Annotated in this window: 13 protein-coding genes and 1 pseudogene; 6 read left to right on the top strand and 8 right to left on the bottom strand. The window is 68.7% G+C overall.

Features of this window, described 5'->3' with window-relative positions:
* A pseudogene (locus tag A9X00_RS27195) lies at window positions 1–314 on the bottom strand (GNAT family N-acetyltransferase); the annotation flags it as partial.
* Complete coding sequence (locus A9X00_RS27190; RefSeq protein WP_067160826.1) at window positions 314–907, bottom strand: peptide deformylase; 594 nt, start codon at window positions 905–907, stop codon at window positions 314–316. The pseudogene A9X00_RS27195 and the gene A9X00_RS27190, both read right to left, overlap by 1 nt.
* Before the next feature lie 158 nt (window positions 908–1,065).
* Here A9X00_RS27190 and A9X00_RS27185 point away from each other — a divergent pair, with 158 nt between their 5' ends.
* Genes A9X00_RS27185 through A9X00_RS27160 form a run of 6 tightly spaced genes read left to right on the top strand, consistent with a single transcriptional unit; the run spans window position 1,066 to window position 5,216 of the window.
* Complete coding sequence (locus A9X00_RS27185; protein WP_066931013.1) at window positions 1,066–1,374, top strand: DUF3263 domain-containing protein; 309 nt, start codon at window positions 1,066–1,068, stop codon at window positions 1,372–1,374.
* Window positions 1,375–1,393: 19 nt separating this feature from the next.
* The gene (locus A9X00_RS27180) at window positions 1,394–1,867 is read left to right on the top strand and encodes a LytR C-terminal domain-containing protein (protein WP_067160823.1); all 474 of its coding nucleotides are present in this window, start codon (window positions 1,394–1,396) and stop codon (window positions 1,865–1,867) included.
* A gap of 46 nt (window positions 1,868–1,913) precedes the next feature.
* Entirely contained in the window at window positions 1,914–2,621 is a 708-nt protein-coding gene (locus A9X00_RS27175) for a superoxide dismutase family protein (RefSeq protein ID WP_067160820.1), read from the top strand.
* Entirely contained in the window at window positions 2,611–3,741 is a 1,131-nt protein-coding gene (locus tag A9X00_RS27170; protein WP_082975559.1) for a glutamate--cysteine ligase, read from the top strand. The genes A9X00_RS27175 and A9X00_RS27170 overlap by 11 nt, the downstream gene beginning before the upstream one ends.
* Window positions 3,742–3,745: 4 nt before the next feature.
* On the top strand, window positions 3,746–4,387 hold the full coding sequence (locus tag A9X00_RS27165) for an LON peptidase substrate-binding domain-containing protein (protein ID WP_067160814.1): 642 nt from the start codon (window positions 3,746–3,748) through the stop codon (window positions 4,385–4,387).
* 10 nt (window positions 4,388–4,397) lie between these two features.
* Window positions 4,398–5,216, top strand: a complete 819-nt coding sequence (locus A9X00_RS27160) for an enoyl-CoA hydratase/isomerase family protein (RefSeq protein WP_067160811.1) — start codon at window positions 4,398–4,400, stop codon at window positions 5,214–5,216.
* Window positions 5,217–5,223: 7 nt separating this feature from the next.
* Here A9X00_RS27160 and A9X00_RS27155 read toward each other — a convergent pair whose 3' ends face one another.
* The 6 genes from A9X00_RS27155 to A9X00_RS27130 form a co-directional block, all read right to left on the bottom strand.
* The gene (locus A9X00_RS27155) at window positions 5,224–5,796 is read right to left on the bottom strand and encodes a TetR/AcrR family transcriptional regulator (protein ID WP_067160808.1); all 573 of its coding nucleotides are present in this window, start codon (window positions 5,794–5,796) and stop codon (window positions 5,224–5,226) included.
* A complete protein-coding gene (locus A9X00_RS27150) occupies window positions 5,793–6,701 on the bottom strand; it encodes an SDR family NAD(P)-dependent oxidoreductase (RefSeq protein ID WP_067160806.1) in 909 nt (302 codons plus the stop codon). Before A9X00_RS27150 ends, A9X00_RS27155 begins: the two co-directional genes overlap by 4 nt.
* Window positions 6,698–8,155 carry an acyl-CoA reductase gene (locus tag A9X00_RS27145; RefSeq protein WP_082975558.1) on the bottom strand — a complete coding sequence of 486 codons (1,458 nt, stop codon included), beginning with the start codon at window positions 8,153–8,155 and terminating at the stop codon, window positions 6,698–6,700. Before A9X00_RS27145 ends, A9X00_RS27150 begins: the two co-directional genes overlap by 4 nt.
* Window positions 8,152–9,588 (bottom strand): hypothetical protein, encoded by a 1,437-nt coding sequence (locus A9X00_RS27140; protein ID WP_067160803.1) that lies wholly within the window; start codon window positions 9,586–9,588, stop codon window positions 8,152–8,154. Before A9X00_RS27140 ends, A9X00_RS27145 begins: the two co-directional genes overlap by 4 nt.
* An 81-nt stretch (window positions 9,589–9,669) precedes the next feature.
* On the bottom strand, window positions 9,670–11,082 hold the full coding sequence (locus A9X00_RS27135) for an MFS transporter (protein WP_232006959.1): 1,413 nt from the start codon (window positions 11,080–11,082) through the stop codon (window positions 9,670–9,672).
* Between the two features lie 93 nt (window positions 11,083–11,175).
* Window positions 11,176–11,658, bottom strand: a complete 483-nt coding sequence (locus tag A9X00_RS27130; protein WP_232006958.1) for a hypothetical protein — start codon at window positions 11,656–11,658, stop codon at window positions 11,176–11,178.
* Window positions 11,659–11,852: the final 194 nt, after the last annotated feature.

The following is an 11,852-nucleotide window of genomic DNA, read 5'->3' as shown; positions in this document are numbered from 1 at the left end:
TCGGCGCCGGCGCCGGCGGCCGCGCGCAGCAGCCAGCCGTCGACCCAGGCCTGTTCGGCGCCGGGCCAGGCCGCGGCGGCCGCCCGCTCGACCGCCCGGATGTCGGAGGTGCGCACCGGCGCGTCGGTCAGCGTCCGCAGCGCGACCACGTCGGCCGGCGCGAACTGCACCACGGCGCCCGTTTTGGTCCGCACCCGCACCTGCGGATCGACCGCCAGCAGATGTCCGACCGCGTCGGTCAGCGGCGGGACGGATCCGGCGGGGAGCCGGTAGCGAACCGTCACCCGCGTTCCCAGGTCCGGCCACGAGACCATCAGTGACCGAACGGGTCCGGCCCCTCGCCCGGCAGCCACGACAATCCCGGGACGCCCCAGCCGTGTGACTTCACGGCTCGTTTCGCGGCGCGCGCGTGCCGGCCGATGAGGCGGTCCAGGTACAGGAAGCCGTCCAGGTGCCCGGTCTCGTGCTGCAGCATCCGCGCGAACAGGCCGGTGCCCTCGATCGTGATCGGGCTGCCGTCGGCGTCGAGCCCGGTCACCCGCGCCCACTTCGCCCGGCCGGTGGGGAACGACTCGCCCGGGACCGACAGGCAGCCCTCGTCGTCGTCACCCGGGTCGGGCATGGTCTCGGGAACCTCGGAGGTCTCCAGGACCGGATTGATGACGACGCCGCGGCGGCGGTCGGTCAGCCCGCGGTCCTCGGAGCAGTCGTAGACGAAGAGCCGCAGCCCGTATCCGATCTGGTTGGCGGCCAGCCCGACGCCGTGCGCGGCGTCCATGGTGTCGTACATGGTGGCGATCAGCTCGGGCAGGTCGGCCGGCAGCGAACCGTCGGCGGCGACCGCCACCGGCGTCGTCGGGGCGTGCAGGACCGGATCTCCGACGATGCGTATGGGTACGACTGCCATGATCGGTCAGCTTATCGGCCGACTCGCGGGTCTGGATTACGGCTTGAGGGTTCGCGGCGTGGTTCAATATTCGCGCGAAACATGCCCTTGAAACGCCTACGTAAGTCAAGTCATTCGAGCACGTTGAGAATCGCCGGAAGGGTCCAGGGGAAGCGGATATGGACAGCGCCATGGCGCGGGCAAATCGATCGGGGGACGACGCTGAAATCGCCGATGGCCTCACCCGTCGCGAACACGACATCCTGGCGTTCGAGCGCCAGTGGTGGAAGTACGCCGGGGTCAAGGAGGACGCCATCAAGGAGCTGTTCTCGATGTCGGCGACGCGTTACTACCAGGTGCTCAACGCGCTGGTCGATCGGCCCGAGGCGCTGGCCGCCGACCCGATGCTGGTGAAGCGGCTGCGGCGGCTGCGCGCGAGCCGGCAAAAGGCGCGGGCCGCGCGCCGCCTCGGCTTCGAGGTGACCTAACTCGCTACAGTGGGGCACGATGAAAGAGCGCGTGCCCGACTCCACGGGCCTTCCCCTTCGGGCCATGGTGATGGTGCTGTTGTTCCTGGGAGTCATCTTCCTGCTGCTCGGCTGGCAGGCGCTCAGTTCCTCCGGGAAGTCCGATGACGAGTCGGCGTCGGCGGCGTCCAGCGTCACCAGCACCGCCACCTCGTCGGCCGCCACCAGCAGCGCCCCGGCGAACCAGGCCGAGGTGCACGTCTACAACATCTCGTCCAAAGAGGGTGTCGCGGCGAAGACCAAGGATCAGCTCACGTCCGCCGGGTTCAAGGTGACCGACGTCGGAAACCTGACCATCCCCGACGTCACGGCCACGACGGTGTACTTCACCGATGCCGAGGGCGAACACGCCACCGCGGACGCGGTGGGCCAGAAGCTGGGAGCGCCCGTCCAGCCGCGGATTCCGGCGCTCAAGGACCAGCCGCCCGGCGTCATCGTCCTGGTGACGGGCTGAGGCCCGCTGCTCCAAATTCCGGAGGGCTCGGGATAGGCTTCTCGCTATGCCTAAGCACCGCAATGCCGCCGCCGTGCCCGCTCTATTCGCGGCGGGTTGCGTCGCCTTTGTGGGGGCGTGCGCGTCGCCGCAGCACGCCTCGTCGGTCCCCGGCACCGTGCCCCCGGTGTGGACCGGGTCGAGCGCGCCGACGGCCGGCGCGGGCGCCGAGGGCGATCAGCAACAGCAGCCCGCGGGGCGCAGCATCACCACCCGGCTGAAGGGGCCCGACGGGGTCGAGGTGGCGACCGCGAAGTTCGATTTCAGCAACGGCTACGCCACCATCACGATCGCGACGAGCGGCGCCGGCCACCTCGCGCCCGGCTTCCACGGCGTGCACATCCACAAGGTCGGCAAGTGCGAGGCCAATTCGACGGCCCCGACCGGCGGCGCGCCCGGCGACTTCCTGTCCGCCGGCGGGCACTTCCAGGCGCCCGGGCATTCCGGGTCACCGGAGAGCGGGGACCTGACCTCGCTGCAGGTCCGCAAGGACGGAGTCGGGATGCTGGTGACGACCACCGACGCGTTCGCAATGGAGGACCTGCTGACGGGCGAGAAGACCGCGATCGTGATCCACGCCGGCGCCGACAATTTCGCCAACATCCCATCGGATCGCTACAACCAGACCAACGGAACGCCGGGCCCCGACCAGACGACGATGACGACCGGTGACGCCGGCAAGCGGGTGGCGTGCGGTGTCATCGGTGCCGGCTAGCAGGTCCCGCGCCCACATCGACTTCGCCCGCTCACCGCGGCCGACCATCGGCGTGGAATGGGAGTTCGCGCTCATTGACGCGCAGACCCGCGACCTGAGCAACGAGGCCCCCGCCGTCATCGCCGAGATTGGCCAAAACCCGCGCGTGCACAAGGAATTGCTGCGCAACACCGTCGAGGTGGTCAGCGGCATCTGTGAATGTGCCGCGCAGGCGATGGAGGATCTGCGCGACACCCTCGGTCCGGCCCGCAGGATCGTCCGCGACCGCGGCATGGAGCTGTTCTGCGCGGGCACCCACCCGTTCGCCAAGTGGTCGGCGCAGAAGCTCACCGACGCGCCGCGCTACGCCGAGCTGATCAAGCGCACCCAGTGGTGGGGCCGGCAGATGCTGATCTGGGGAGTGCATGTGCACGTGGGGATCTCGTCGGCCAACAAGGTGATGCCGATCATGACGTCGCTGCTCAACTACTACCCGCACCTGCTGGCGCTGTCGGCGTCGTCGCCGTGGTGGGCCGGGGAGGACACCGGGTACGCGAGCAACCGCGCGATGATGTTCCAGCAGCTGCCCACCGCCGGGTTGCCGTTCCACTTTCAGACCTGGGCCGAGTTCGAGGGCTTCGTCTACGACCAGAAGAAGACCGGCATCATCGACCACATGGACGAAATTCGTTGGGACATCAGGCCTTCGCCGCACCTCGGCACGCTCGAGGTGCGGGTCTGCGACGGCGTGCCCAACCTGCGCGAGCTCGGGTCGCTGGTCGCGTTGACGCACTGCCTGGTGGTGGACCTGGACCGCCGGCTGGACGCCGGCGACTCGTTGCCGATCATGCCGCCCTGGCATGTCCAGGAAAACAAGTGGCGCGCCGCCCGTTACGGCCTGGACGCGGTGATCATCCTGGACGCCGAGAGCAACGAGCGCCTGGTCACCGAGGACCTCGACGACGTGCTGAACCGGCTGGAACCGATCGCGAAGTCGCTGCACTGCGCCGACGAACTGGCCGCGGTCGCCGACATCTATCACGGCGGGGCGTCGTATCAGCGGCAGCGCCGGGTGGCCGAGGAGCATGACGGCGACCTGCGCGCGGTCGTCGACGCGCTGGTGGCCGAGCTGGATATCTAGCGTCATGGCGGATCCCGAAACCACCCCGCTGGCGATGTTTCCGCTGGAGTCGGCGCTGCTGCCCGACCAGGAGCTGCCGCTGCGGATCTTCGAGCCCCGCTACGGCGCGTTGGTGCGGCGCTGCCTCGCCGGCGACGAACCGTTCGGCGTGGTGCTGATCGCGCAGGGCCGCGAGGTCGGCGGCGGCGACGCGCGCTGCGACGTCGGGGTCCTGGCGCGGATCGACGAACACGCGGACCTCGGCGCCGGCCGGTACGCGCTGCGCTGCCGGACCGGCGAGCGGATCCGGGTGCGCCAGTGGCTGCCCGACGACCCGTATCCGCGCGCCACCGTGACGATGTGGCCCGACGAAGCCGGCGAGCCGGTAACCGAGGCGCAGCTGCTGGATCTCGAGGAGCGGGTGATCGCACTGTTCGAACGGATCGCGGAGGCCCGCGATGCCCGGTTGCCCGAGCGCGACGTGCTCCTGGGGCCCCGCGAAACCGACGCCGGGCGGCGGCTTTTCGCGTTGGCATCTCGCATCCCGATCGGCGCCGCAGACCGCTACGCCGTGCTGTCGGCGCCGTCGGCCGCCGACCGCTTCACCGCGCTCAGCGAGGCCGTGGACGCGCTTGCCGACATGGTGGAGTTCCAGCTTTCCGAATAGGGGGCACGCGATGAGCGCCGACATGACGATCGACATCAACGAGGGCGTGGCGGTGCTGACGCTGAATCGCCCCGAACATCTCAACGCCTACACCGCCGAGATGGGCGCGCTGCTGAGCCGGGCGTACCGCGACTGCGACGATGACGACGACGTGCGCGCCATCGTGGTCACCGGCGCGGGCAGCGCCTTTTGCGTAGGGGCGGATTTCTCGGGCAACATCTCGCCGTTCGACGCCCCCTCGAATGCCGACGCGTTCTCGGCCTCGCCGATCGACCCGGCCGCCTTCGAGTTGCGCAAGCCGGTGATCGCAGCGCTCAACGGTCACGCGATCGGGATCGGCCTGACGATCGCGCTGCAGGCCGACATCCGCGTGGTCGCCGAGGACGCCAAATACGGTGTGGTGCAAGTGCGCCGGGGCGTGATACCCGATTGCATGTCGCACTGGACGCTGGCACACCTGGCCACCCTGGGGGTGGCCGCCGAGGTGCTGCTCACCGGGCGCACCTTCACGGGCGCCGAGGCGGTGGCGCTGGGCGTCGCGAACCGGGCGCTGCCGGCCGAGCGGGTGCTCGACCACGCGGTGGAGATGGCCCGCGACATCGCGGCCCACGTGGCGCCGATGTCCGCGGCGTTGTGCAAGCGGCTGCTGTGGGATGCCGCCATCCACAACTACAGCCCGCGGCAGGTCGCGTCGCTGGAAACCCAGCTGCACCACCGCGTGATGGGCACCGCCGACGCGCGCGAGGGGGTCACCGCGTTCCTGGATCGCCGCCCGCCGCGGTTCAGCTCGCGGCTGTCGGCCGACTGGGCGCCGCTGCCGGAACCGTGAGTTCGTGTCAGTCGCTCAGCAACTCGGCCAGCGCGACACCGAGGTTGTGCAGGTTGGTCTCCAACGAGTATGTCCGGTCGACCGTCCAGTTGACGATGGCCCCGGACAGCGCGCCAACGATGATGTCGGCCAGGGTTTCTGCGTCGTGCCGCGGATTGACCTCTCCGCGCGCGACCCCCTCCTTGACCAGCTCGACGAAGGTGTCGTGCAGGTTGAAGCCGCGCTGGATGCCGTAGCCGCTGGTGGCCATCATCTCCCCGATCAGCTCGCGGTAGCTGTCACCCGACCCGACCAGCGTGGTGGCGATGTCGTCGAACACACCGGCCAGGCGCGCCGGGATCGGCTGATCGGCGCGATCGAACACGACGTCGTGCAGGTTGACCAGCCGCAGTTGCGCCAACGCCCGGATCATGTCCTGACGGGTCGCGAAGTGGTTGAAGAAGGTCCGGTTGGCAACGTCGGCGCGCTCGCAAATCTCCTCGATCGTGGTGGCGGCGACGCCTTTGTCGAGGAACAGCTCGAAGGCGGCCGCGAGGATCTTCTCCCGCACCTCGAGCTTTCGCCGCTGGTGTCGGTTCACGGCCCGTCACATGCCTTTTCGGAAAGGAGCCACCAGTCCGCCGCGCGCTGTTCGTCGCGCGCGTGGGGTGCTACCGCGTCGCTGACCGCGCAGTCTTCCAGGTACAGCGCCCCCTTGTCCGCCAGTTCGGGGCTGACCGCGGCCCACACCTGGGTGGCCGCACCCTGCTCGGGGGTGGACAGGTCGAGGGCGCCGCCGCTGGCCGAGACCATTTTGCGTAGGTCGGCGAAGTCGGCACGCGACATGTACCGCGCCAGGGACGTGGCCACGGTGCCGGGATGGACGGCGTAGGCGCGGATGCCCGAGCCGCGCAGCCGCCGGTCCGCCTCGATCGCGTGCAGGATGTTCGCCGTCTTGGACGCGCCGTACGCGACGAACTTGTCGTATTCCCTGCTCTCCCAGTTGGGGTCGTCGAAGTCGACGTCGCCCATGACGTGGCCGCCCGAGGACAGCGTGACGATGCGGGCGCTCCCGGCGGCGGCGAGTTGCGGGGTCAGCAGCCGGGTGAGTTCGAAGTGACCGAAATGGTTTGTGCCGATTTGTGTTTCGAAACCGTCGCGGGTCCGGCCGAACGGGGTGAACATGACCCCCGCGTTGTTCATCAAGACGTCTATCACCGGCGCGATCTCGCGGATGGCGCTCGCCGCCGCACGGACGCTGACCAGCGCCGTGAGGTCGAGCGCCACCGTCGAGGTCCGGGCGTGGGGCACCTCGGCCGCTACCCACCGGGTCGCCTGCGCGAGGGCATCGGGGTTCCGGGCGGCCATGACGACGTGTGCGCCGGCTGCGGCCAGCGCGCGCGCCGACTCGCGGCCCAACCCGGAGGAGGCCCCCGTGATCACGCAGGTCTTGCCCGACAAGTCGATTCCGTCGACGACCTGCAGGGCAGTCGGACGTTCGGTCATGCCGGCGCCAGCCGCCAGAGCGGAATGACCACGTCCGGGTCGCATTCCTCGTCGACGATCCATTTGCACATCCGCCGGATCGGCTCGATGGCGTCCTGGGGCATCGCGATCGCGACGCTGCAGGCGTAGCCGAGGCTGGTCAGCCGCTGGGCGCCGAACAGCGGCAACGTGTTTCGCAGCCGGCGCTTGAGAGACTCCGGGTAAATGCCGATCGTCTGCGTGTAGGAGTTCACCGCCGCGGTCACCTGGTCGATGCTGTCCACCGGCACGATGTTAGCCACCCGCCCGGACAGCATGGGCGAATAGTCCACTGGTTCATCGAATTGCGAGACGACGATGGCGCCCTCGCGCCGGTCGCCGCCGATGACCCGGTAGAAGTCGTCGGCCATGCGCGAAGACTCCAGATGCTCGAGCAGCTCGCGGTTCGGGTACCGCGGCGGGGTGCTGACCACCGCCGGCAACGACACCAGCTCCCGGTAGACCATTTCGCCGAACCGGTTGGCGTTGGCCAGCCCCTCGGCATCCGTCCCACTGAGCACGTAGATGACGCGGGCGTTGGCGCAACCTTCCTGGTTGGCCACACCGATGTCGGTAGCGGCGCGGCGGGCCACCTCGTGCATGGTGGCTTCGTCAGCGAACGCTTCGCGGCCGATGATGGTGGCGCTGCGTTTCGGATCCAGCGCGATGAGCTCCAAACCGGGCTGAATGTAACGGGTTACGTGCTTGACCGACGCCAGGCCGCCCCAGGCCACGATCTTTTCGATGCGGTGCGGCTGGTACAGCGCCTCTTCGACGGTCACGTCGCCGCCCTTCCAATACCCCACCGCCAGGTGCCGGGTGATCGGGTGATTCGGCGCGACGTCGGCCAGGGTGCGCGCGATGGCGATCGCGGTCAGCGGGTCATTGGACGGCGCCTTGACGATCGCGTCCGACCGGGTGATCACCGAACGCAGGATCGTCACCGCGGAGACCAGTCCGCCGTTGCCCGCCGGGATGTGCAGCACGCGGGAACCGAAGGCGCGCACGCGCAGCTCCCGGCCGTCGCGCAACTTGTGTGGGACCCATCCGTTGAGGTAGTCGAGCCCGACCTGGCTGTCGGCGATTTCGGTCACGTTGTCCCGGGAAAACAGCGGCCGCAGAACGCGATAGCTGTTCTGCAGCATCTCCGCCGGCAACACGTTGGCGACCAGCGACGCTTCGTACGCCTCCTGCAGGTGCGTGTTGGACTCGAAGTCAAGCGCGTCGCCCAGCGCCTCGAGCACGTCGAGGATCTCGTCGAAGCCCACGTCGTAGAGGTCGGCCATCTCCGCGGGGCTTTTGAGCGGCAGCTGCTCGACGTACTTGCTCATGTCGGGTGCTTGGAACTGTGCGGCACCGAGGCGGGTGTCGAAAGGAACGAGGTCCTCGCTGATGACGCGTCCCCGCAAGAACAGCGGGACGGTGTAGGCGATCACAGGTCCACACCCTTCATGAAGTTGACCGCCTCGTCGTGCACCTCTTGCGTTGCGGCGCACGTGATCCGGTCGTCTTCGATCCCCTTCTTCTCGCTGTAGCGCATGATGTCCTTCTCGAACGCCACGCTGGCCTGCCCGCAGGGGCACTGCAGATCCCAGTCGATCGTCACCTCGTCGCCGGAGATGACGCCGCCCCAGTGCGCGCGCAGCAGGATGTCATAGACGGCCGCGCGGCCGGTCTGCACACCGGTGCGGGGGAGCGGCTCGCTGGTGTCAGGATCGAGGACGAACGGGATGACCCACGGCGCGACGTGGTAACGGCCCTCGCTGCAACCCCAGTGAAAGGTGCTCGACTCGGAGAAGCCGTAACCGAGCTGGATCCGGTCGACGCCGAGGAAGTCCTTGATGACATCCATGAAATCGTCCGGCAGCGCAACGCCTTTCATCCCGCCGCCGGTGAGGATCGCCGAGTCGGCCGCGAAGACATTGCGCACCCCGCGCTCCAGGCCGGCCCGGGCGATGTCGTACATCACGTGGAAGGTACTGGTCATGAAGACCCGCTTGCCGCGCAGCTGTTCGGTGATGCGGGCGAAGAACGCATCCATGTCCTGTGCCTGGCGCGCCTGCATCGCGACGAACTCGTCTTTGCGGGCGGCCAGCGCCGGGTCGATCTCGAGCCGATCCAGTTCGCCGCGTGACGCCGCGGCCCGCATCTTGGATGCCAGGAACATCAGGTCGGTGTCCACCGCGAAGGGATACAGGGCGTGGAACCTGGTTTCGTCGCCTCCGGTGAAGCCGCGCTTGATCATGTTGGCGATGCGCAGATGACCGAGCTTGCCGTTGGCGAAGTTGGGCCACACCACGTCCACCACGGGATTGAGTTCTGTTTCGGTGGGTTCTTGGCCGAAGGTTTGGAATAGGCAGATCTTCCACAGCGTCATGCCGTCCCGCGCGCCGCGCTTGTCCTTGGGCAGGATCGAGATGGTGCCGGTGGTGCCGCTGGACGTGATTACCTCGAGAGGGGTCTGCTCGTCGAGGCGGTCGATCCAGTCGTCGATCCCGGCGCAGCCCGCGGTGTCCACGCCGGACAGGTCGTAGCTGGTCAGCTTGTCCAGCCACTTGGTCATCAGGTCGAAGCGTTTCTTGTCGATGAGGGCGGCCGGATAGGACTTGAACGCCGTGTGCGAAAAGAACAGCGGCACAACGTCATTGAATTCATCGAGCGCCGTGATTCCGAGCCGGTCGGCCAGTTTGCGCAGCATCTCGATGGAGTCGTAATGCTCCCGGAAGCGGGCGCCCATCGCCTGGCGTTGCAGCTCTTCGAGCTCGGGCCGCGCAATGCTGTGCATCTGGGTGTACGACTGGCCGAAGAACCCGATCGGGTCGTTCATGAACTGGTTAACCGGCCGGGCGGCCGTTCCGGTGATCGCCATTTCGCATCCTCGATTCGCTCACGCTCGATCACGTTAGCGCGACGATGCAGTAATAAGCAAGATTGCAGCTGACTGCAAAAATCAGCTTGGTGCCAGGTGCGGCTGGCGGGCGGGGGCGACGGTTGGGGCCTCGGCTGCAGCGCCCCCGTTTCGGATGCCGAGGCCGCCGACGGCGGCGGCGACGAAGAACAGCGCCGCGCTGACCACCATGAGCCGGGCGAAGCTGGCATCGGTGAGCCGGTTGGCGGTGATCACTCCGACGCAGGCCACCGCGATCAGCGCGGAGGTACGCCCCGTCGCGTTCTGGATCGCGGCGGCGATCCCGCTGTGTGCGGACTTGACTGCGGACAAATTGACCACGGTCAGGGGCGTGACGGCGAGGACCATGCCGACGGCCAGCACGATCCGGCCCGGCAACACGTCGGTGAGGGCGTGCAATCCGTGCGCGGTGGGGCGGATGAGCAGCAGCCCGAGCCCGGCCAGCGCGGGACCCGCCATCAGGAAAAGGCGCGGTCCGATCCAGGCGGCCAGGCCGCCGACGCCGCGGGCGAACAGTAACGACAGGATCGGGCTGGGAAGCGTGATCAGGCCCGAGGCGGTGGCCGAATATCCCGCGACCTCTTGCAGGTACAGCGCGATCGCCAGCGAACCCATCGTGATGCCGCCGTAGACGAACGCCGTGACCAGGTTGGCCCCGGCGAAGTTGCGGGCGGCGAACAGGCTCAGCGGCACCATCGGGTGCGGCGCGCGGCGCTGCCACGCCACGAAGGCCAGCAGGGCCGCGATGCCCACCACCAACGCCGCCCTGACCAGCGCGTCGGCCCAGCCCCGCCGGCCCTGTTCGATCAGCGCGTACACCGTGGCGGCCAGGCCGAGCGCCGACAGCGCGGCGCCGACGATGTCGAGGCGGGCGCGTCCGGAGGGTCCGGGAATGCCGCGCACCCAGTACGTCAACGCAAAACCGACGGCCACGGGGACCGCCGACAACACGTAGATCCAGCGCCAGCCCAGAAAGTCCACGGCCAACCCGCCCAGCAGCGGTCCCACCGCGAAGGCGGTTCCGGTCCACGCGGTCCACGATCCGATCGCGGCGGGCCGGGCGGCCGGCTCGAACGTCGAGTTGATCAGCGCCAGCGAGCCGGGCACCAGGAAAGCCCCGCCCAATCCCTGGACGAGGCGCCCCGCGATCAGCATCGACGGGGTGCCAGCGGTCGCCGCCATCGCCGAGCCGACCCCGAAGGCCGCCAGCCCGAAGCGCATCACCCGTATCCGCCCGAACAGGTCGGAGATGGCACCGCCCGGCAGGACCATGGCGGCCACGGCCAGCAGGTAGCCGTCCACGACCCACTGCTGGGTGCACATGCCCCCGCCGACGTCGCGCCCCATGGCCGGCAGGGCCAGGTTCACCACGGTGCCGTCGAGGAACACGACCGCCGAGACCATGATCGCCACCGTCATGACCCGCGCCGTCGGGGCGACATCAGGGAACTTCACGAAACCGGTCCTGCTCTTCTCGGTGAGGGTGTGGATGCCTTTTTGTAGCCATCCGGGTTACACCAAGTCGGACGAACGAACGGGCCAACCGGTTCACGCGAGGGTGGCCGCGGATTCGCGCTCCGCGAGTGACTTCAACGTCAGCAACTGTTTTCGCATCATTATCCGGTCGCCCAGCTCGAGAACACGGGCGATCGGCCGCGGCCCGGCGAACAGCACCCGCGCGTGCAGCCGTGACCCGGCGCCCTCGGGCCGGACGCGGTACGTGACGGCTACGCCCTTGGACCGCAACGTGATCTGCTCGCCGTCGACGAACGACCGCAGGGTGAACAGGGTCATGAACCGCTGCCCGACTTCGAGGCGAACCAGTTCGGGGTTGCGCTCCCGGGGACTTCGGCGGCCGAAGTTGTCGACGATGTCGTAGCTGTACGGGGCGACGCGCAACTGGCGGAGCCAGGCGAACACGACCGGTGCCGGCGCGGCGATGCTGACGGCGCGGTCCGCCCGGACGGCGGGGCTGGGGAGCAGCGCGTCGCAGGGCAGCGACGCCGTTCGTTCCGATGGTCGTACCGCCACAAGGTCGCCGCCCGTACGGTCTGGGCCGTGATCGGTCCGCTGCATCGGGCCGTGGCGCCGCGACTGGTGCAGCGCGCCGCCCGTCAACGCCTTCCCCGGATGGCCGGATGCTGAAACACCTTGTGGCGGTACGACCATCGGAACGAACGGCGTCGCTGCCCTGCGACGCGCTGCTCCCCAGCCTGGCCGTCCGG

This window comes from Mycobacterium sp. 1245805.9, from assembly GCF_001672915.1.
Taxonomy (GTDB): domain Bacteria; phylum Actinomycetota; class Actinomycetes; order Mycobacteriales; family Mycobacteriaceae; genus Mycobacterium.
Note: the sequence above shows the minus strand (reverse complement) of the source record. Positions and strands in the feature narration are given on the sequence as shown.